At 35.1% G+C, this 20,334-nt stretch carries 20 protein-coding genes; 14 read left to right on the plus strand and 6 right to left on the minus strand.

Features of this window, described 5'->3' with window-relative positions; translation table 11 throughout:
• Positions 1-41 precede the first annotated feature (41 nt).
• Positions 42-584 carry a T9SS type A sorting domain-containing protein gene (locus IPL24_09620; GenBank protein MBK8363922.1) on the minus strand — a complete coding sequence of 181 codons (543 nt, stop codon included), beginning with the start codon at positions 582-584 and terminating at the stop codon, positions 42-44.
• Positions 585-784: 200 nt separating this feature from the next.
• On the opposite strand from IPL24_09620, the gene IPL24_09625 reads away from it, so the two are divergent.
• Together IPL24_09625 and IPL24_09630 are read left to right on the plus strand one after the other, a co-directional pair.
• Positions 785-1,108: a hypothetical protein gene (locus IPL24_09625; protein ID MBK8363923.1), complete on the plus strand. Its 324-nt coding sequence runs from the start codon at positions 785-787 to the stop codon at positions 1,106-1,108.
• A 176-nt stretch (positions 1,109-1,284) separates the two neighbouring features.
• Positions 1,285-2,991 carry a CHASE3 domain-containing protein gene (locus tag IPL24_09630; GenBank protein MBK8363924.1) on the plus strand — a complete coding sequence of 569 codons (1,707 nt, stop codon included), beginning with the start codon at positions 1,285-1,287 and terminating at the stop codon, positions 2,989-2,991.
• Positions 2,992-3,022: 31 nt separating this feature from the next.
• Here IPL24_09630 and IPL24_09635 read toward each other — a convergent pair whose 3' ends face one another.
• A complete protein-coding gene (locus IPL24_09635) occupies positions 3,023-3,196 on the minus strand; it encodes a hypothetical protein (protein MBK8363925.1) in 174 nt (57 codons plus the stop codon).
• A gap of 166 nt (positions 3,197-3,362) precedes the next feature.
• On the opposite strand from IPL24_09635, the gene IPL24_09640 reads away from it, so the two are divergent.
• On the plus strand, positions 3,363-3,551 hold the full coding sequence (locus IPL24_09640; GenBank protein ID MBK8363926.1) for a DUF3606 domain-containing protein: 189 nt from the start codon (positions 3,363-3,365) through the stop codon (positions 3,549-3,551).
• Positions 3,552-3,689: 138 nt separating this feature from the next.
• A complete protein-coding gene (locus IPL24_09645) occupies positions 3,690-4,262 on the plus strand; it encodes a YqgE/AlgH family protein (GenBank protein ID MBK8363927.1) in 573 nt (190 codons plus the stop codon).
• Between the two features lie 444 nt (positions 4,263-4,706).
• Here the strand turns inward: IPL24_09645 and IPL24_09650 are convergent, their stop codons facing one another.
• Complete coding sequence (locus IPL24_09650) at positions 4,707-5,135, minus strand: response regulator (GenBank protein ID MBK8363928.1); 429 nt, start codon at positions 5,133-5,135, stop codon at positions 4,707-4,709.
• 201 nt (positions 5,136-5,336) lie between these two features.
• Here IPL24_09650 and IPL24_09655 point away from each other — a divergent pair, with 201 nt between their 5' ends.
• Both IPL24_09655 and IPL24_09660 read left to right on the plus strand, forming a co-directional pair.
• Positions 5,337-6,440 (plus strand): AAA family ATPase, encoded by a 1,104-nt coding sequence (locus tag IPL24_09655; GenBank protein ID MBK8363929.1) that lies wholly within the window; start codon positions 5,337-5,339, stop codon positions 6,438-6,440.
• Positions 6,441-6,830: 390 nt separating this feature from the next.
• Positions 6,831-7,331 (plus strand): hypothetical protein, encoded by a 501-nt coding sequence (locus tag IPL24_09660; protein ID MBK8363930.1) that lies wholly within the window; start codon positions 6,831-6,833, stop codon positions 7,329-7,331.
• Positions 7,332-7,391: 60 nt separating this feature from the next.
• Here IPL24_09660 and IPL24_09665 read toward each other — a convergent pair whose 3' ends face one another.
• Entirely contained in the window at positions 7,392-7,754 is a 363-nt protein-coding gene (locus tag IPL24_09665; protein MBK8363931.1) for a hypothetical protein, read from the minus strand.
• An 87-nt stretch (positions 7,755-7,841) separates the two neighbouring features.
• Between IPL24_09665 and IPL24_09670 the strand changes: the two genes are divergently transcribed.
• The 3 genes from IPL24_09670 (at position 7,842) to IPL24_09680 (ending at position 9,172) form a co-directional block, all read left to right on the plus strand.
• On the plus strand, positions 7,842-8,411 hold the full coding sequence (locus tag IPL24_09670; protein ID MBK8363932.1) for an HD domain-containing protein: 570 nt from the start codon (positions 7,842-7,844) through the stop codon (positions 8,409-8,411).
• Between the two features lie 139 nt (positions 8,412-8,550).
• Positions 8,551-8,724 carry a hypothetical protein gene (locus IPL24_09675; protein ID MBK8363933.1) on the plus strand — a complete coding sequence of 58 codons (174 nt, stop codon included), beginning with the start codon at positions 8,551-8,553 and terminating at the stop codon, positions 8,722-8,724.
• Positions 8,725-8,758: 34 nt separating this feature from the next.
• Positions 8,759-9,172: a hypothetical protein gene (locus tag IPL24_09680; GenBank protein MBK8363934.1), complete on the plus strand. Its 414-nt coding sequence runs from the start codon at positions 8,759-8,761 to the stop codon at positions 9,170-9,172.
• A gap of 302 nt (positions 9,173-9,474) precedes the next feature.
• Here IPL24_09680 and IPL24_09685 read toward each other — a convergent pair whose 3' ends face one another.
• Together IPL24_09685 and IPL24_09690 are read right to left on the minus strand one after the other, a co-directional pair.
• A complete protein-coding gene (locus IPL24_09685; GenBank protein MBK8363935.1) occupies positions 9,475-9,936 on the minus strand; it encodes a PA2169 family four-helix-bundle protein in 462 nt (153 codons plus the stop codon).
• Between the two features lie 48 nt (positions 9,937-9,984).
• A complete protein-coding gene (locus IPL24_09690) occupies positions 9,985-10,341 on the minus strand; it encodes a hypothetical protein (protein ID MBK8363936.1) in 357 nt (118 codons plus the stop codon).
• A 186-nt stretch (positions 10,342-10,527) separates the two neighbouring features.
• On the opposite strand from IPL24_09690, the gene IPL24_09695 reads away from it, so the two are divergent.
• From IPL24_09695 to IPL24_09715, 5 genes are all read left to right on the plus strand, one after another.
• Positions 10,528-11,262 (plus strand): PorT family protein, encoded by a 735-nt coding sequence (locus IPL24_09695; protein ID MBK8363937.1) that lies wholly within the window; start codon positions 10,528-10,530, stop codon positions 11,260-11,262.
• Between the two features lie 245 nt (positions 11,263-11,507).
• On the plus strand, positions 11,508-12,380 hold the full coding sequence (locus IPL24_09700) for a hypothetical protein (protein MBK8363938.1): 873 nt from the start codon (positions 11,508-11,510) through the stop codon (positions 12,378-12,380).
• Positions 12,381-12,664: 284 nt separating this feature from the next.
• Positions 12,665-17,449, plus strand: coding sequence for a translocation/assembly module TamB (locus tag IPL24_09705; protein MBK8363939.1), 4,785 nt, complete (start codon positions 12,665-12,667; stop codon positions 17,447-17,449).
• Positions 17,427-19,721: a BamA/TamA family outer membrane protein gene (locus IPL24_09710; GenBank protein ID MBK8363940.1), complete on the plus strand. Its 2,295-nt coding sequence runs from the start codon at positions 17,427-17,429 to the stop codon at positions 19,719-19,721. The genes IPL24_09705 and IPL24_09710 overlap by 23 nt, the downstream gene beginning before the upstream one ends.
• Before the next feature lie 39 nt (positions 19,722-19,760).
• Positions 19,761-20,333: a DUF4142 domain-containing protein gene (locus tag IPL24_09715; protein ID MBK8363941.1), complete on the plus strand. Its 573-nt coding sequence runs from the start codon at positions 19,761-19,763 to the stop codon at positions 20,331-20,333.
• The last annotated feature ends 1 nt before the right edge of the window (position 20,334 follow it).

A 20,334-nucleotide genomic window follows, 5' to 3' on the forward strand; every position in this document is an offset into this window, starting at 1 on the left:
TGATTTATTCAGGGCGATTTTATTCTGTTTTTTAGTGGTATTTACTTTTTAATTATCAAATATGATGTAGAATTTGTTTTGAAAATATATGATCCCGCAGGAAGCATTTCTATATTCAATATCATAGTATCAGAATTGATTTTGCCTTGCATAACCTTTTTGCCAATCGCATCCAGAATAAAAAACTCCTGATTCTGGTTTCCATTTAAGATCCGGATACTATTTTCAGCTGGGTTTGGATAGATTGAGATCTGTGAAGAATAGTTTTCTTCAATTCCTACAGGACAATCGATAACATCCAGGGTCACACCCGGGCCTTCAATATAGTTTGGACATAAACTTGGTGCACCTGTTACGTAATAGTTGCCGGGTTCAGTAACAGTTAAAACAGTTGTATTGATTCCCGGAATCGTATCACCATCTTCATACCATGTAATATTTGTATCATAAGGCAGTAGGACTTCAAAGTACATAGTATCTCCCGGACAAAGAACAGATTCACCTAGTGGTCCTATCGTAAAATCTCCTGATGACGCTACTGTAAATCCTGCAAAGGCATAGCCGTCAATTCGGATTTTGTGCAAAAGTCGTTGATCCAATTAATAGAAGAAGCAAGGTGTAAAGTTTTCTCATAAATATATTCTTTTTGCAAATTTAAATATTTACTTCAATTTGAAGCAAATTCGGTGAAGTTTCATTTTTGTGTACTCAAAGCCTCAATGTATTCGCGCTTGTAAAACGTGGCGAGGAACAAATTTTGCAAAGCACATTAAAATTTACGAAAATGAAAAAAATGGAAAAAACTGCCGGTGAAAAGACTGGAAAAGATATGGCGATTCGCAAAGACAATGAAGCATCAGCAGAAAAGATTGTTGTTCCTGATAATCCGCCTAAAGAATCAAATGAAAAAAAATCAGAAAAACGAGAAACTGATGCAGAAATAAAGAATGAGAGCACTAAAAAAGAGCCCCGTTCAGAAACGCAGAAAGAAAAGAGTACAACACAAACCACAACTACAGAGAAAGGCAAGGGATTGAAATCGGCGGTAGAAGGACGAAATGCCGATTCTCCATTACCTACTGATGATGACGGTGCAATTGTTTTGTAAAATATGATTGGAGCTTGAAGCCATTTTTTGGTTTAACTCAAGGTATTTTCTAACTTCGTATTCTTCGCAGATCAATTATGAAATATTTTAAAATTATTTTGTCCGATCTTTTATTTATTTGGCTCGGACTATTACTATTGATATCTTTTTTCTTTTTGTATCAACAGATTAATCAGTTGAGTGATTCCGAGCGGTGGGTAAATAATTCAAATGAAGTCAAATTAAAACTTGAGCAGGTTTTGTCCTCAGTAAAAGATGCAGAGACAGGACAAAGAGGCTATCTTTTAAGCCATGATTCACTTTTTTTAGAACCATATTCCATAGCGACAGGGCAGTTTGAAAGGGAGATTTCCGGACTACAATCAATGATCGGTGATTCAAAAGACCAGCATGCTGATATAGAAAGGATCCGTGAATTAGGAGTGAAACGTTTAGATGCATTGAACGTCTTGCTTTTTATGGATAGCCGGCCCAGAAATTCGCGACAAAAAGATTATCTGCCAATGCTCATTCGTGGCAAACAATTAATGGACTCTCTCAGGTTTGAAGTAACTAAAATGATGGTTCATCAGGATGAAATTTTGAAACAAAGAATTGATGAGAGAAATAAGGATACAATCATTACTCCACTATATGCATTTATTTTTTTCGTGCTAACATTGGTTGTTCTGATTTCTTCTTTCCTCAGAATTAAACGACAACTCAGAGAACAATTAATACTGAAAAAAGAAGTTGACGAGTCCAAACATTTTCTGGATTCTGTACTCGATACTTCACCAAATAGTATTGTTGTGTATGACGCTATTTATTCTAATGGAAAATTGCAGGATTTCAAGATCATTCATGCAAATAAATATTCGGAAGATCTGAATATTGTTTACTCAAAATTTAAAATCGGAAGAAGTTTGCTTGAGGCAATTCCAAATGCTAAGGAGCTTGGAATTTATAAACATTTCTCTGATGTTCTGATGAGCGGAAAAAATATTGAATTCGATTTTGAGTATGGAGCCAATGGAAGTAAAAAATGGTATAAGGTTTCTCTCAGTAAGCTGAATAATGGAATCACAGCGTCGATGACAGATATTTCAGACATCTTCCGTGCATCTGAAGAACTGGCGAAAGCAAACCGTCAATTGGAACGCAAGAACCGTCAACTTGAACAAAGTAATCAGGAATTAGCTTCGTTCAGTTATGTTGCCAGTCATGACTTGCAGGAGCCTCTTCGTAAAATTCAGGGATTTTCAAACAGGATAATTGAAGTTGAAGCGGAAAAATTTTCTCCTTCTGCAAGAGATTATTTCGAAAGGATTATTTCCGCAGCAAGCAGAATGCAAAATCTCATTGATGCTCTCCTCAATTTCTCGCGAACCAATACTCAGGATCAGATTTTCGAAGTGACAGATCTGAATATAATTCTTAATGAAGTGAAAGTTGCACTCAAAGAAAATATTGAAGACAAGCAAGCTGTATTCACAGCAGATGTTTTGCCAACCATTCCGGTAATTCCCGTACAGATCCATCAACTATTTCTGAATCTGATTGGAAATGCAATCAAGTATAACAAACAAGGAATACCACCCGTTGTAAAAATAAGTGTTGATGTTGTGAAAACTGCATTAGATAATGGTGCTGAACTGGACCCTGCCTTCTCCTATTGGAAAATAAGTTTTGAAGACAATGGAATTGGTTTTGAACAGCAATATGAAAGCAAAATTCTTGAGTTATTTCAGCGCCTCCATGGCCGAACAGAATACAGCGGAACAGGTATTGGATTGGCCATTTGCAAAAAAATTGTGCAAAATCACAATGGAGTACTCAAAGCAATTGGCAAACCGGATATTGGATCGATATTTTCCGTCTATTTTCCATTGATTAACCGATAAAAATCTAACTTACTAATAGATTATAAGATAGTTATAATCCATCGTTTAGATTTTTTAAGTTCTGGAGATTATTGCCCCCACTTTTTAAATTGTCTTCAGCTTGAATCTGTGAATGTTTTTTCAGCAGTTTGTCAATTCTTTTAAAAGCAGATAAATTCAACTGGTTGCCATTTTTATCTACATCTTCTTTTTTAATTGCCTTCATGATAATTGTGTTTCATTTATGACAATACTATTTTTATACCAGTAATAGTTAAAATTATTATTTTTTTTAAACCTTTTAAGAGTTATAAACAGCTATGTTAAAAATTATCATTCAAAGACTTTTTTCTCGGCACAGATATTGAATTTTAACATTAAAAGATGATGTCATGAAAACAAAATCCAACTCATACGATTACAGAAGGCTGAGAATTAACTTTACTTACGATATTGATTTCTGGGCGAGGCATTGGGGAATTTCTGCATCGAGTATCTCCGAAGCAATCATTAAGACAGGCAGTAACGTTTTATCGATGATAAGAAAATATTTAAAGGCCAGTTCGAAATTGCATTCGTGATTTCAATTTTATGGTGATTTTTCTCCCGCAGATTTCGCAGATCTCACAGATTTATCACAGATTTTTAAAAAATATCGCAATAAAAAAACGGGCATGATGTTTTCTTAGTTACAAATACTAATCTTAATTCTAGTTATTATGAAATATAGCAAAGTAAATATAACCAAACTGGAGAGTATTTCTAAGGGCAAAATTCTTGTTGCAAAACCATTTTGGCAAAACGAATTATTTAAAAGATCAGTAGTGTTAATTTTCAGACATGAAAATCAAAAAGTACGAGGGATTATATTAAATAAGGTCTCTTCAATTTCTTTAAACGATGTTGTTCCTGACTTTGGATATAATGCACCTCTTTTCTTTGGCGGCCTTAATGCTGTTGATGGCATTTCTTGTATACATTCTTCAGAAGATGTTCCGGGATCTATCGAACTCGGAAATGGACTTTTCTTCGGTGGCGATTATGAATACATAACAGAAATGAGTGAGTCCGGAATGTTGAGTCTGGAGGACTTCCGGTTTTATGTAGGTCAAATTGAATGGAATGAAGAAAATTTGCTTGAAGAGATCAATGAAGGTAAATGGTGGACAAGCAAGATCAGCTTACCTGAATTTTATAGCAACTCTTGTGACCACTTGTGGAGCGAAAAACTTATCAGGGAAAACCATATGTATGGATTATTTGAAGAATGGCCGGATCCTTCACTAAGTTAGATCAAAGTGGCATATTATTTTCTATCATTTTCACTGCAGTTTAAATCTACAAAATAATCATGAAAAAAGCACCGAAAGAATCCTCTCGCCGCATCAAGGTTAAACTTGATAGCAAAACTATTATCATCATTAACAAAGTCTCTTCGCTGAAAGTATGGCAAGAGCGTTACCCTTACGCACATATAGTTCAATAAAATAATTAAAGTCAAAAAGAATGATACAGTCGATAATAGAATATACAGGATTTTTCGTAACAGCAATTTTTGTTTTAGGAATAGTTGCTTCGATTCTCTTTGCAGTCTGGGATGAGGTACAGTCAACTAAATTTCCAGTTTTGCATTTTCTTAAAAGAAAACCCGGAAATTTGATCAGATTACTTAAACACCAATTTTATTTCCGATATACCCGATTCAAAAGAACACGTGCGTAAAAATATACCCACTATTAAAGGCTGTATTGGGATATTTCAGGGGTATAAAAATCGAAATTAATTTTAAGAATGTGTTCTAATTTCAGTTTGAGCTGATTAAAGTCGTTTGGCTTCGAAAGAAAAACTTCAGCTCCTAAGCGATGAGTTAATTGCACATCTCTTGGATCATTGGAAGTTGTAAAAATTACGATTGGGATCAGGCTTAGTTTAATTTCAGTTTTCAAAACTTTTAAGCATTCAAAGCCATTCATATATGGCATATTCAGATCCAGAAATAAAACATCCGGAAGTTCATTCAACCCTTGTAATATCTTTATCGCATCTTTACCATTCCTGGCTACTGAACACTGAATAGCAGGATCAATTTCTTTTAAGGCATCAGTAAAAAATAGCTGGTCGTCCTCATCATCATCAACAAGGAATATTTTTTTATTTACGATCATTATTTTTTAATCTTCGAGTTGGAGCAAAGGTAAATGTTAAATAGCGAATTACAACTAAAACATTTAATATAGTTGAAAAGTTGGGGTTGGTCTGTCTTTTTAAGTAATTTTCATTAAGTAAAGGGAAAAAGGATGCGTTAGGGGGCTTTCGATAAAGTTGTCCGGCGGTAGGTCTCAAAATTCCATGACTTGAAATATTGTATGGAAGATAAAAGTTCAGGTTTAGATCTCAATAATAGCGATAAAATGAATGAAGATCCTTTGTTTAAAGGTACTTCATTTAACCCATACGTATATTTCTATCGCCGGTATTCTAAATTTCCTCATCGCCATTGGGTGAAGAATATAGACAGGAAAGGTCTCCTCGACAATCTTTCTGTAAAATATGATATTCAGAAAAACAAAGTTCTTGGAACTACCATTCATTCATCACATAGTGACGATGGCGAATCTTCATATGGATCGTATGCTTTAGATGATCATTTGCTGCTCGATTTTCCTTCAGGAGAAGAAGGATTAGAAAACGATGTTCATCTTTATTATTCTGACGAAGTCCCGACGACCAAGGTGGCAGGACTTCTTGAAGAAGTTAAAAACTTTTATCTGCCGGTTAATAAGGAGAATGTTAGTGTCCGGTTACTAATGTTGAATAAAGAGGATGAACTGGAATTTGTTCCAATTGTTCTCAAACGATCTTATACTAATATTGAACTTAACTATAATGATGATTTGTTTCAGTTAAATGAAATGTTAGTTGACAGATTAAACAGAATCAATGATAAGGGTCTGGTTATATTCTATGGAAAAGCAGGGACAGGGAAAACTACTTATATCAGATATCTGGCCGGGGAAATAGATAAACAAAAACTATTTGTACCGGCAAGCTTAAGTAAGAAAATTGGAAATCCGGAATTCCTCGCATTACTAAGAGATTATAAAAATTCAATATTGATAATCGAAGATGCAGATTGGTTATTGAAAAAGAAAAACACAGACGATGACCAGGTATTGGCAAATATATTAACGTTGTCTGATGGGTTGTTGTCTGACTTTTTTCACATTCAGATTATATGCACGTTCAATAACGATATCAGAACCATTGAGCCAACACTGTTGAGAAAAGGAAGACTGATTGCTAAGTACTATTTTAAAGAACTTGAGATAGAAAAAGCTACAAGGTTATGTATGTATCTTGGATATAAGTTTGTTCCTGAAACTGAAATGGTACTTGCAGATATATTTTTCGCAGAAGAAAAGGAATATCAGACACCATATAACAGCAAACGAAATCTGGGTTTCAGATAATACCGGGATTTAATGGATTATTGGATTACCGGGAGTGAAAAGTAGTACCAGTAAGGAAATTCCGGTAATCTATTAAATCCATTATTCCATTATTCCAGATTCCATTAATCCAATAATCCTTTAATCCTAGTCAGGCCTAGTTCCAGTGTTTTGGCACAGTTATTTAATACTTATTCCGAACTCGATTTCATAAATTAGTCGGTGTTCATGTGGGGGCAGTGTAAAATTGAAATTTTGCACTGTCTTTTTTATTTTATGAATTTATTTTTTTATGTGAGAAATTGATTACACACTTTTCTGTGAATATTTTGAATCCTTCACTTTTTTCAATAGAAAATCAATGATTTTACATGGCTTGGAATTTTTAAAGATTTCTAAAAAAAACATGTTATGGAAAACATTCGCCACAGAAGGTTAACATTAAGAGAAAATTTTAATTATTCATTCAAGTACAGTATCATCTATACTTTCATTGCTGTCCTGATTTTTGCGATCGCGCGTATCACAGGACTTTATGTTCGTGAGGAATTGCGGTTCCTTAATTATATATTGTTGTTTCCGGTTGGATATTTCGGTGTAAAATCAGCATATCAGGAACACGGAAATCACCTCAATTATTTCGGAGGATTAATGATTGGGTTTTTGATTGGGCTACTTGGACAAACGTGGTATGCAATTCTGTTTGTTATCTATCTATACCTGGACCCTGTTGTCTTAGCATTTTTGCTAGGACAATTGCCCCAACCATTGCTGTATCCACATCTTGCAATCGGTTTTATTCTGATTTCTGAAGGTCTTGGCGCAAGTGCAATTTTATCACTGGCAATGATGCAGATCTTTAGATTCAAGCCTAAATCGGAAAAAAATATTTCAGTTCCACTTGGGAAATAAAAAGCGAAAGAACGTTTGATGCTTATTGATCAAACGTTCTTTCGAACTTTATAAAAGAATTTATTTATTAGTTACTATAATATCTTCCATATCGTAATTTCCATTCGAAAGTGTCATATCGAAAGATTTTATATTTTGTAAAAATTCTAGAAATGAAATTCGTAATTTAAATTTCTTCACCGGAAGTTTGTCTTTATCATAATTGCTGTCATCTTGTTTTAATTTATCTACTGCATAAATTGTAATTATCGGTTCATCTTTCTTAGCATAAATACGGAAACCCATTGCGTCAAATCTGTCGGGATTGTAATTGGGTATGAGTTTCATGGCAAGCTGATTTAAATCTTCTTTGGAATTGAAATCTAATGACCCTTTGCCTGACATAGAGTGGGCTTTTGTTTCAAATGGAATTTCGTTTTTCATAGTATGCTTTTTTGATTAATAGAATTAAAATTCGTACCAATTCATTTGGCATAATTATTTGTTAATGTAAAGGATAAATCAAGACCCATGAAATCACACGAAAATTTATTGCTTTTGATGGAAGCTCTGGAGTTTGCTTCGTATCGGTTAAAGTTTGAAAAGACTAAAAATGATGAACCATATCTTAATCATTTGATCCAGGTTTGTTCTCTTTTGTCTACTATCGGTGAAGTTAAAGACATTGATATTCTGAGGGCATCAATTCTATATGACTTGGTAGGCAGATCGAATGTAAAGCCGGTTGATATACATTTACGATTCGGTCCACGCACTTATGCTATTGTGAGAAAATTAAATTTAGAAAAAAGTTTTTCTAATAATAAGGAAGTTGTTTTTCAGGAAAGTTACGCAGGATTAAATGAAGCTGCTAATATGGTCAAGCTAGCAGATCTTGTTGCCAATGTTGAAATGATGGTTAGCTGCCCTCCTCCGGGTTGGGACATAGAAAGAAAAAAAATATTTCTGGAGTGGTCAGCTAAAAATATAAATGATCTCAAAGGGACTTGCCCTCAGCTTGAAGAATATTATCATTGTATTTACACAAGTGATGTGGAAGAAGAAATGAAGTATAGTAATGTAAGTAAAATTTCAGCTTAGCCTTTTCAGAACTTCAAGCCATTCTTTTTGGATTCTAACTGAAGTTACAACCCAGTCCACAATTCATCTGCTTATAACGTCGTTAAGGTGGCATAGAACTTTATGATTAAGTTAAATGACATTTTAAAAACTATAGGCGATGAAAGAAAATAAAAAGGATAATAAGCCGGAAAAAGGTGTAACAATTCCTGCCGGAACTGAACAGGAAACCGGACTTACAAGGGGGAAAACTGAAAAGAAACCCGAGCCGGCAATGCCTCCACCAGGCAAGAACAAGGGAGAAGACGATGACTCATTAATATATAAAAATTAAATAATATTTCTAACCTCTAAAAACAACAATGAATATGAAAAATTTAAAAGGATTATTTGTACTAATAGCCTTAGTAATGGTAGGCTCAACTTATGCACAAAAACCTGCAGTTATGGTAAGCGATAAAGCAGGATGGCATAAAATCGGTGAAGTTACTGCGAGCTTTAAATCTGAAAAGGATGAGTTAGTGGTCATGGGTGCTGATATGTTAAAATCAATCAAACTATTTGTTAAAGATGCTCCAATGAATATTTCCGATCTTGATATCTATTATGAAGATGGAAGTCAGGAAGCAGTTGCCTTGAAAAATGAATTCAAAGCCGGTGGAGAAAGCCGGGTGATTGATATTAAATCAACTGTATCAATTAAGAAAATTGTCTTTACATATAAATCTATTGCTAACAGCAAAGATGAAAAAGCAACTGTAGAGTTGTATGGAATGAAATAATTTCAATGTCGGGTTTTCTTAACCCGTTAGTTAATTATTCTATTTGCGGCTATCCGGGATTTCTTCCCAGGTAGCCGTTTTTTTATTCTCACACTCACACTCACACTCACACTCACACTCACACTCACACTCACTCACACACCTACACCTCCATTGAAGCCATTACTTATATTTACCTAAACGATAATCTCTGCTCTACTTCCAGCCACAAAAAAAGCCCTCATTAAAGGGCTTTTTTGGGGAATGTTAAAAATTAAAAATTTAACTGGAAGTGTGTGTAAAAGAAATGGTTCTTCTAATTTTTATTTCTCATGTATTGCAAGGTCACGCAACTTTTTAATTTCGTCGTGATCCATACGTAATGTTGTTTTTTGCGAAGAGATGATTTGCATTACGTCCGTAGGTAATCCAATGCCTGATTTAATAATGTCATCATAAACTTCCTGTGCAGCATCTTCGCCGAATTCACATGAGCTAAGAATTGCTTTACGGTCTTTTCCCGTTAAAGCTGCCTTGAAGTCCATCCACACTCTGAAAACCTTTCCGGATGCAGTAGTGGATTCGTTTGGTTTCCCGCCACGCTTTACAACTTCTGAATTCAATTGGCTCTTGAACATATTGCTCTTCGATGCAAATCTTTCGAAAAGCAACTTCAGGTCTGTTTCATTTGTTTCTTTAGAGGCTCTTTCGTAGCCTTCAATTCGGTCGTTGTTGATCTGAATGAGTTCATTCAGAGAATCGACAATCTTTTCATTTGATTCCATAGTTTTTATCTTTTTTATACTAATTAAAAATTATATGCCTGACTGAAATTAAAGTGGTTGTTCTTTATCAGTCTTTTTTGAAATGTCTTCAATCTGATGAACAAAGTTTGTGACATTCCGGTCGGCATAGGGACCATATGCATCAACTAAGGTTCCCTTTTTACCATCACATGTTTCAATTGCATATAAAATGCTATTGTCTCCAGGATCAGATTGTCCTTCAAATCGGTAAAAATTTAGAATCTTTATCTCTTCCGGTTTGTACAAACGGTTACTGGTTAATGATAGCAGCCCATTTTCCTTTGCTTTAAAGTTCTCTTCAAATCCTTTTCGGACTAATGAATTCACACAATCTACCATGGTATTTAGGTTTGATTCTTCAACCAGATTTTCTGCTCTTTTCATATGGATTTTTATTTTATTAATTAAAAACTCACGCCATAAAATTAAGCGTTCAATAGGCCATTTAGTGGTTATTTGAGGATTTGTTTACCCAAAGCTGACTCATGTTGTGGCGGTGAACCGCTGTTCTCCATACAAAAAGGACTTTGGTATGCAGTTTTAATTACTACTTGAAAAAAACGTTGAACTATGAAAAAGATATTAATTGTTATGATGGCGCTGTGGGGATATAACTCTGCTTATGGTCAAACTACTACTACAACAACTACAACTACTACACCGGCACAGGAAACTACTTCTAATGCTGATTCTGATACAGACTTCAAAAGAGGGTATATAGGAGTTCGCGGATTAATGACTTTCACATCATTAAAAGTTAAAGGTGTTGGTAATGGTGCTGTTGAAACGAGTTATAAAGCCGGTTACGGCGGTGGTGGGGTTCTTGGTGTAAACCTGACAAGGAATTTTGGCTTGCAACTGGAAGTATTGTATTCTTCTTTGAGCCAGACTTATAAAGATGAATCTGGTTTCGAAAGAGAATTCAATGTAAACTATATTAATGTCCCACTTTTATTAATGTTGAATACAGATGTTAGCAAAGGATTGAATTTGAATCTTGCTGTAGGTCCGCAACTTGGTCTGAATACCGGTTCGTCACTTGACAAAATGCCACAAGGTGCAGGAGTTGATAGTGTGAATGCTGTACTGGCAGTTAAATCTGGTGATATTGGTTTCGCTTATGGAGCCGGTCTGGATTTTATGATTGGAGATGCAGTTAAACTTAGTCTCGGTTTCCGCGGCGTTCGTGGACTTGTTGATATAAGTGACGACAGTCAGAATATCACAACCGATGAATATTATGTATTGGATCGCGCAAAAGTAAATACCTATTCAGGATATGCAGGTGTTGCTCTTTGCTTCTGATAAGAGCATGAAGTATTTTGCCAGTCTGTTAATTTTGATAGGATCATTCGTATTGATCTGGTCTGCTTCTGAGATTTTTTTCTCTATGAATAGTGCGGATCGTACAAACCTTCACACAGATAATGCATTTGGTACACCTTGGTCCGGATTATTACTAATTGCCATAGGGGGATCTTTGCTCATTTATATAAATAAAAAAAACGTTGAATAAGTGTTTAATTTAAAATTGTAATAAAAATAAAACTATGAAAAAAATTGCATTGATCAATATGCTTGCCTGGGTAGTATTAGTTGTTACAAGTTGTGATAATCGTCAGGCAGAGGTACAATCACTTACCAACCGTGGTGATTCGTTAGAGGCTATTATTAACGGCCGTGATTCAGCATTAAATGATTTCATTAATTCATTTAATGAAATCGAAGCGAATCTTGCTTCTGTTGCAAAAAAACAAAACGTAATTACTGAGAAAATTGATGGAAGAAATGGAGAACTTAAACAAACTTCCAAAGATCGTATCAATAAAGAAATCGCCGATATCAACTCATTAATGGATGAGAATAGAGCGAAGATTGCTCAACTAAATAAAAAGCTTAAATCATCAGGTGGAAAGATTGCTAAGTTTGAGGAAATGATTCAGACATTAAATGCACAACTTGCTCAGAAAGATGCTGAACTTGTTGTAATGAATGATAAATTAAATTCCCTTAATACTCAGATCGCTGATCTTAATAGTTCACTTGATACACTTAATACAGTTAATGCAGCTCAGGCAGCAGATATTACAAGTAAAGTTACCGCATTGCACACTGCTTACTATATAGTTGGTAAATCAAAAGAGTTGCAGGATGAAAAAGTAATTGACCGTACAGGTGGTTTATTAGGAATTGGTAAAACACCGAAATTAAGTTCTGATTTCGATAATAGTCGTTTTACACAAATTGATTACACAAAGATCACATCTATTCCAATTAATAGTGATGATCCTAAAATAGTAACTACGCACCCAAAAAATTCTTTTACTCTGGAGAAAAAAAGTAATGAGCAGTCGGTATTGACGATCTCGGATCCTGAAAAATTCTGGAGTGCAAGTAAATATCTTGTAGTTGTAGCACAATAAATGTTGGTTTAGTTATTTAAAGCCCTTCCTCTAATAAAGGCAGGGCTTTTTTATGTAATAAGTCTTAGGTTAATCCGGTGTTAATTTTTGGAATACCGACTTGAGGTGACTATCTTGGAAATTATATGATTGAAAAAAGTGTATCAAAGTGGGGTTTAAAAAGAGTTTTCCGGATAACAGGAAAATTCTTGCTCATATTGCTATGCTTTATCATTTCAATTCTACTGATTTCAGTAATTGCTGTACAATTTAAATCGGTACGCCAATTTGCCTTGTCCAAATTATTGAACACTGTTACCTCCAGGACTAATTCGATTATTACTGCCGAGGATCTGCACTTTTATTTTACAGGTAATGTAGATCTCGATGGCCTATTTGTCGGCGATGAAAAATCTGATACTATCATTTCCGCCGGGAATATCTCATTTCGAATTGGATTGATGGAGCTAATAGATGGGAATATTGATTTGCATAATGTCAAGCTTACAGATGCGAATGTGAAGCTGGTAAAAACTGATTCAGTCTTCAACTTTTCATTTATTATTGAAAAGCTTTCTTCTAAAGATGAAGAAATAGATACTATTAAGACTGACAAATCTTCTGTATTTAAAATTGATCAGGTCAGCCTTGAAAAATGCAGGTTCTCATTTAAGGACAATAGTTCCGGAGCTGATATTTCACTCGATCTTTCAGAATTGAAGTTAAAAATCGATTCACTTGATCTTAAAAGTTTGAGATTTAAATTGTCTGAAATGTTAATTGCTGATGCTTCAGCTAACATTATTATGAACCCATCAAATTCTAAAGTCGATACAAGTAATTCCGGGGTTCTGCCAATTTTTCAAATTGGAAAAGTTGATCTGGAAAATTTTACATTTTCAATGTCAAATCACGTAGATAGTCAAAAGGTGTTCTTTAGCACGATCAGATCAGGTATTACTTCTTTGAATATAGATCTCAGTAAAAATAATTTTGAATTGCTATCGCTTAAAAGTGATCACTCCAGAATATTTCTCAGTAATGAAAAGAAACTAGCTAGGGTGCTTGAGGTCACCGATTCAAATAAAGCTGCACTGCATCTGAAAATGGGAAGCGCTATATTTATAGACAATGATGTTCAGATGTCAAATGCCGGATCTCAGAACACTTATAATAAGTTTGACGCCACAAACTTTAAAGTGGGACAGTTAAACGGAACACTTTCGGATTTTATTCTTTCTAACGATTCGATTGGAGTCAATATAAAAAAGCTTTCTGCATTCCTGGATAAAAAGGTTTCTCCAATTCTGTTCAGTGGAAAAGTTGTAAAGAGTGTGAATAATATTTCTGCGTCGGACATTGATTTGCATCATGGAAAAACTGAATTAAAAGGTGATGTTTCTGCTTCATTTTTCCGGAAAAACACAAATAGTAAATTGAAATTGTTGGATTCAAAAATCGACCTAAGGTCTGTTGTGCTAAACCAGAATGATCTGGTTTATTTTGTTCCCGCGGAGTTGGAAAAGAAATATTTTTCTCAACCCTGGCCGGATATTGAAATGAATATTACGGCGAATGGAAATATGGAAAAACTGGCAGTAAACAATTTCCATTTGAAAGCGGGCACCAACACAACTTTGGAAAGTAAGTTTACATTGACAAATATTGAGAATCCTGAATCAATTGGATTTGATATACCAGTCTTTAAACTGGTTACTTCAAGAACCGATCTTGAGATGATTCCTGTTCCCGGACTAATACCTGCTTCAATAAGAGTACCTGAAATGATATCCATCAATACTCAAGGAAAAGGTACTGTGAAAAATTTCAATCTTCATACTGCTTTGGAAACATCTATTGGCAAAGTAGAATTTTCAACTGTGTTGAAAGATAAAAACGTCTACAAGGGTGAAATGGATGTAACAGAATTCAATGTAGGTAAATTGCTCAGGATGGAAGATCAGGTAGGACCGGTTTCAGTGAAACTTAATTTCGACGGATCAGGATTAACCCCTGCAGATATAAAGGCGAATATAAATTTGTTAGCATCATCTTTTCTGTACAATAAATATACTTATCACGATTTATCTGTTGTTGGTAATATTTCCGGTAAATCGTTTCAGGGAATTATTCAGTTGAATGATTCTAATGCTGAACTTAAAATTGATGGCTTAGTTGATCTAAGTGCAGGAAATGAAAAAGTAAAAGCTACAGTGGATATTCTGGGTGTGAATCTTAAGAAGTTGAATTTTGCTAAAGATGACATTCGGTTCTCCTCTAATGCAACCATGGATTTTAATGGATTAAAGTACGATTCACTTTCCGGAAGTATGGCCATTCATAATATTGTAATTGTAAAAAATGAAAATATTTATCGGTTGGATTCATTGTTAGTTGCATCTGTAAATGATAGTCTGGGAAACAGTACAAAAATGGAAAGTGCAATTCTGACTGCTGATTTCAAAGGCGCGTTTTCACCTTTCAAATTGGTTTCGGAAGTCAGAAATATGACAAATAGATATTTCCCTGTTTCAGATACAGTTGTTACCGGAAATAAAAATGATTTTAGTTTCAATATTTACCTCAGAAATCATCCTGTTTTGAAAGATGTATTTCTGCCTGAACTGGAAGAATTCTCAACCATCGAGATGACAGGAAATTTTAATAAGAAGGAAGATGTTTTCAATGCTTCCTTGAAATTACCTTATCTTAAATATGGTGGAATGAAACTTGAAAATTTTGCTCTGGATGTCAAATCAGATTCTGCTGCATTTACCGGTAGTATGGGTTTCAAAGAGGTTTCTAACATGCAATTTAAACTTGATAGTTTGAATTTAAATGTTTTGCTCAAAGACAGCACAATGAAACTTTCAATTTTAAATTTGAAAGGCGAAGAGAAAAAATTGTCTTTTTCTGCAGATGTAATTGCTAAATCTATGGAAGATTATTTATTGTTATTGCCCTCTACCTTTATTCTTAACTCTGAAGAATGGCAAGCTCTGGGGTCTGACAGTATTCATCTTAGAAAAGATTTACCTGTTACAATCAACATGGATATCGCTAAACAAAATGAACATATTCAGATCGAAAGAGACGTTGATGGAAATGGAAAAATTGTATTCAAAGCATTTCAAATTGAAAATTTATTTCAGTTAGTGAGCCGTGATTCTACTCTTCCTTCAGGAGTGTTGGATGGTAACATCATTCTTGCTGACAAATCACTTTCCGGAGTTATGAACCTTAACGATATAAAAGTTAAGGAATATCCTATTGGGAATATATATGTAAAGGCAAATCAGCTTCCTGATGGATTTTCATTTAAGTCAACATTAGGCGGAAACGACAATGATATTGAAATATCAGGTGATGTGAGATCTTCCGGTGAAAATTCTTTACTCAACATTATTGCAGATCTGAAAAGTATTTCAATGAAAAGCGTAGAAGCGATGTCTATGGGCAGTTTGTCTTCTTCTGCCGGAAATATCACCGGAAAGATTGTATTAACGGGCACAACTGCTGCTCCGGAAGTGGAAGGGAAATTGACATTTAATGATGTTGAAACAGTTCCTACTACTATAAATTCCAGATTCAGTGTGCCAAAAAGTTCACTTGAAATCGAAAACAAAAAATTAAAGTTCGACAAATTTGCAATGCGAGATAGTGAAGGGAAAGATCTTATCGTAGATGGTTTCATTGACATGCAAAATATGACAAATCCTGAATTGTCAATAAGCATTTCTTCAGATGAGTTTGAATTGTTCAATTCTCCTAAGGCTCAGAAGAAAATGTTTTATGGTAGATTAATAGCGGATAGCAAAATTGATATTTCGGGAAAATTGAATCAACCATATATCAAAGCAAGATTAGGAGTAAAAAAAGGAACAGATTTTACGTTTGCTATTCCGAAATCCTCTGATCAGTCTGACAGAGGTGGCAGCGAAGTAGTATTCAAGTTGGATCGGTTGAATTCAATTTTAACATCAGGAAATACTGCAGAGATCGACAAGAGTGAATTCAAAAATGTAACTGTTGAATCACTTCTTGAAATTGACAAAGGTGCCGTCTTAAGAATATTACCGGATCCGGATTCAGGTGATTCACTCATTGTTCAAGGTGCGGCTGCTTTGAATTTTGGAATGGACAAGACAGGTAGAATGTCTCTGACCGGAAGTTACGAGCTGGAGGATGGTAGTTATGTCGTATCTCTTGAGAATCTTGTTAAGAAGAGATTTGTTATTCAGCAAGGAAGCCGGATTGACTGGAATGGTGACCCATTGAATGCCGAGGTTGATCTGAAGGCAATGTATGAGGTTCGGACCTCGCCTGCTGATCTACTGGCAAATGAGTTTTCGGCAAATTCAACTTCAAATAATGAATTCAAGGAACGGTTGCCATTTCAAGTCTTTCTTTTTCTGAAAGGCGACTTAAAAGCTCCGGTAATAACTTTTGAAATTCAATTGCCGGCAGGTAGTCGAGGGGCCTTAGGCGGAATGGTAAATGAAAAATTAATTCTGTTGAATAATGATCCGTCTGAACTGAACAAGCAGGTCTTTGCTCTATTAGTGTTGAATCGTTTTATCCAGGAAGATCCTTTGGCAAGTTCAGCCGAAGGTAGTGCTGCTGAAAATGCTGCAAGATCAAGTGTTAGCAGATTTCTGTCTAATCAATTGAATAAACTCAGTTCTCAATATATAAATGGTGTGGAATTAAATTTTGATCTGCAATCATACAATGATTATGCTTCTAATTCCGGTGAAGGAAGAACGGAATTAGCTGTCGGCATCAAGAAAAATATTAATGACAGGATTTCTGTACAAGTTGGTGGTTCTGTTGACGTAGAAGGGACCAGAGCAAAGGAAAATTCCCTTGCAGACTGGACCGGTGATTTTACAGTTGAATATAAATTGACAGAAGATGGAGAATACAGATTAAAAGGATTTCGTCGAAATCAATATGAAGGCCTGGTTGAAGGTCAGCTTGTAGAGACCGGTGTCGGTTTATTGTTTGTAAAAGACTTTGATCTTTGGAAAGATCTGTTTAAAAAAAATCCAGTAAAAGAAAAGAATTATGAATCGCCGGAAAGCAAATAAGTTTTTAATATTTCTTGTTTCGGTTAATTTATTTTTAATCGGTTGCAGTGGTACAAGGAATTTGCCGGAAGGACAGGTGTTGTATACCGGAGCGGAAGTAATAATTATATCGCCCAATAAGATTGAAAAGCAAGCCAGGTTAGAATCTGAAGTGATAAAAAATATCAGACCGGAACATAATAAAAAGTTTTTAGGCAACAGGCCCAGGGTATGGATCTACAATGGCATTACCGACACCGTTGGAAAAAAGTTTAAGACCTGGCTGAAAACGAAAATAGGAGCGAAGCCTGTAACAATGGATGATGTGGATGTTGCTGCTAATGTTTCAAGAATGGGAGATCAGCTTTTTAATAATGGTTTCTTTGATAACACCGTTACCTCAAGAGTCATTGAATCCAAAAGAACAGCATCCGTTGAATATACATTGAATCTGAATTCTCCTTTCGTTGTGTCTGATGTAGCTGTTCGTGATAGTAATATTCTTCCTGTTACAGCACTGAAGGAAATTGTTGCCGGCTCTAAACTAACCGGGCAACCATACATGCTCGTAAATATTCGAACTGAACTTCGGAGAATTGAAGATGAAATGCGAAACCGTGGATATTATTATTTTGTGAAGGAGAATGTATACTTCACTGCCGATACAAATAGAACTGAACGTACTGTTAAACTTGAATTGTTGCTGAAGGATGGTTTGACGGACGAATTAAAAACTTTTAAAATAGGAGACATAAAGGTCAATACAGATTATGAATTAGGAAAGACCGATTCTGTTGTATCTTATCCTGATAGTACAAGACGAGCAAGGTTTACAGCAAATAGCTCAGTAAGACCGAGAGTTATTTCAAGATCAATCTTTCTGAAAAAAGGTGAAACCTATTCGCGGCAGAATCATGATATGACAATTAGCAGATTGATGGGAATGGGGACATATCAATTTGTAAAAATCAGATATATTCCCGTTGACTCCGGTGACACTTCTTACTTAAATGTAATAATTGAGTTAACGCCCGGGAGAAGAAAATCAATTCAGAGTGAGTTAGACGCTATTTCTAAATCGAATGATTTTGTAGGCCCTGCTCTGAGTTTTTCGTTTTTAAACAGAAATGCTTTCAATGGAGCAGAAGCATTGAAGATCAGTTTGAAGAGTTCGTTAGAAACACAGTTCAAAGGAAATGGTGAAAATGTATTTGGCTATGAATTCAATCCACAGATCGAGCTGAAATTTCCAAGACTCATAACGGGAATTAAGATTCCAATAGTCAGAGGATATTACATTCCTAAAACTGTTATTTCCTTCAACTATAATTTCCTGAAGAGAGTAGGCTTTTATAATTTGAATTCGTTTCAGTTTACTTATGGTTATCAATGGAGAATGAATCTGCGGATCTCGCATGAATTGAATCCTGTTTCTGTAAATTATTTTTCTGTTGCCAAGCGAACGGATGAATTCAATTTGCTTATAAATGACAATTTGTTTTTGAAGCGGACATTTGAGAATCAATTTATACCCGCATTGTTTTATTCATTTACTTTTAATGAGCATGTTATTCCGGCACAAAAAAATCAATTTTATCTCAGATTTACATCAGAGTTTGCCGGAAATTTGTTTTCATTGATTAATAAATCTCTTTTGGGGAAAGAGCGTGTGAATGGTGAACCGTTTACTGCAGCCGGCGTGCCTTATTCTCAATTTACAAGATTTACCGTGGACATGAATAATTACTTTAATCTTTCCAGTAAGGATCAGGTCATTTTACGTCTCTATTCAGGTTTTGGTATTCCTTATGGAAATTCTTCCTCGCTACCGTATGTCCGGCAATTTTTTAGTGGCGGACCTTCAAGCATCAGAGCATTTAGAATTAATGCACTTGGCCCAGGTGCCACTCCGCCTGATACTATCAAATATTCAATCTTAAGAAGTGGAGGTGACTTTAAACTTGAGACAAACTTTGAATATCGTTTCCCAATTTACAAGATCGTTAAGGGCGCTGTTTTTGTTGATGCGGGAAATATTTGGGTCTTTCATGATCCGGCAACAAGAGAAGTATTTAAATTGAAAAAAGTCCTTTCTGAATTCGCAGTAGGAACCGGTTTTGGAATTCGCTTCGACGCTTCATTCTTTATTCTTCGTTTTGACCTGGCAATACCGCTGCGTAAGCCATGGTTGGTTGAAGGTGACCGCTGGACTGTAAATAGTATTAAACTGGGTTCAGGGCCGTGGAGAGGCGATAATTTACTGTTTAACATAGCTATTGGGTATCCATTTTAATTTGGCATAGTTTTTTTAAATTATTCTGAAAAACACACTATGAAAAACCTGAGTATAATAGTTTTATTATCTGTAATGTTCTTTTCTTGCTCTGATACCGGCAAAAATAATGAGCAAGCCGAAAGTGATAAGCAAGAAGCAGAAAATAGAAATGATGCAAAATTCTCAAAAGATGCTGAGGATGATGCTCAATTTGTTGTTGATGCAGCAAATATGAATTTAATTGAGATGTCACTTGGCTCAATAGCATCCAGATCAGGTACTATTAAAGAAGTAAAAGAACTAGGAAATGTAATGAATACAACTCATCGCAATTCCTATGACGAACTAGCAGAGTATGCAAGAAAAAACACCATTTCAATTCCTTCTACAATTGGAGAGCCTGCGTCTAAAGATTCAGCAGATTTCGCTATGTCGAAAGGTAATGATTTTAATGAAAAATATGTAAACAAAATGGTTTCTACTCATAAAGATGCTATCGATCTCTATGAAAAAGGAGCAAATAATTGTAAAGATCCTGAACTTGTTGCATGGATAAATTCACAATTGCCTGAACTCAGGAAGCATCTTGATGTTGCAATGGATACCCAAAATAAGATTGCAAAAAAATAAA

This window comes from Bacteroidota bacterium (assembly GCA_016711505.1).
GTDB lineage: Bacteria > Bacteroidota > Bacteroidia > AKYH767-A > 2013-40CM-41-45 > JADKIH01.

What these genes read in the sequence shown, in the direction of transcription:
- IPL24_09625 (MBK8363923.1), top strand. Translation starts at nt 785, where the DNA reads ATGAAAAAAATGGAAAAAACTGCCGGTGAAAAGACTGGAAAAGATATG.
- IPL24_09635 (MBK8363925.1), bottom strand. Translation starts at nt 3,196, where the DNA reads ATGAAGGCAATTAAAAAAGAAGATGTAGATAAAAATGGCAACCAGTTG.
- IPL24_09640 (MBK8363926.1), top strand. Translation starts at nt 3,363, where the DNA reads ATGAAAACAAAATCCAACTCATACGATTACAGAAGGCTGAGAATTAAC.
- IPL24_09645 (MBK8363927.1), top strand. Translation starts at nt 3,690, where the DNA reads ATGAAATATAGCAAAGTAAATATAACCAAACTGGAGAGTATTTCTAAG.
- IPL24_09650 (MBK8363928.1), bottom strand. Translation starts at nt 5,135, where the DNA reads ATGATCGTAAATAAAAAAATATTCCTTGTTGATGATGATGAGGACGAC.
- IPL24_09655 (MBK8363929.1), top strand. Translation starts at nt 5,337, where the DNA reads ATGGAAGATAAAAGTTCAGGTTTAGATCTCAATAATAGCGATAAAATG.
- IPL24_09660 (MBK8363930.1), top strand. Translation starts at nt 6,831, where the DNA reads ATGGAAAACATTCGCCACAGAAGGTTAACATTAAGAGAAAATTTTAAT.
- IPL24_09665 (MBK8363931.1), bottom strand. Translation starts at nt 7,754, where the DNA reads ATGAAAAACGAAATTCCATTTGAAACAAAAGCCCACTCTATGTCAGGC.
- IPL24_09670 (MBK8363932.1), top strand. Translation starts at nt 7,842, where the DNA reads ATGAAATCACACGAAAATTTATTGCTTTTGATGGAAGCTCTGGAGTTT.
- IPL24_09675 (MBK8363933.1), top strand. Translation starts at nt 8,551, where the DNA reads ATGAAAGAAAATAAAAAGGATAATAAGCCGGAAAAAGGTGTAACAATT.
- IPL24_09680 (MBK8363934.1), top strand. Translation starts at nt 8,759, where the DNA reads ATGAAAAATTTAAAAGGATTATTTGTACTAATAGCCTTAGTAATGGTA.
- IPL24_09685 (MBK8363935.1), bottom strand. Translation starts at nt 9,936, where the DNA reads ATGGAATCAAATGAAAAGATTGTCGATTCTCTGAATGAACTCATTCAG.
- IPL24_09690 (MBK8363936.1), bottom strand. Translation starts at nt 10,341, where the DNA reads ATGAAAAGAGCAGAAAATCTGGTTGAAGAATCAAACCTAAATACCATG.
- IPL24_09695 (MBK8363937.1), top strand. Translation starts at nt 10,528, where the DNA reads ATGAAAAAGATATTAATTGTTATGATGGCGCTGTGGGGATATAACTCT.
- IPL24_09700 (MBK8363938.1), top strand. Translation starts at nt 11,508, where the DNA reads ATGAAAAAAATTGCATTGATCAATATGCTTGCCTGGGTAGTATTAGTT.
- IPL24_09710 (MBK8363940.1), top strand. Translation starts at nt 17,427, where the DNA reads ATGAATCGCCGGAAAGCAAATAAGTTTTTAATATTTCTTGTTTCGGTT.
- IPL24_09715 (MBK8363941.1), top strand. Translation starts at nt 19,761, where the DNA reads ATGAAAAACCTGAGTATAATAGTTTTATTATCTGTAATGTTCTTTTCT.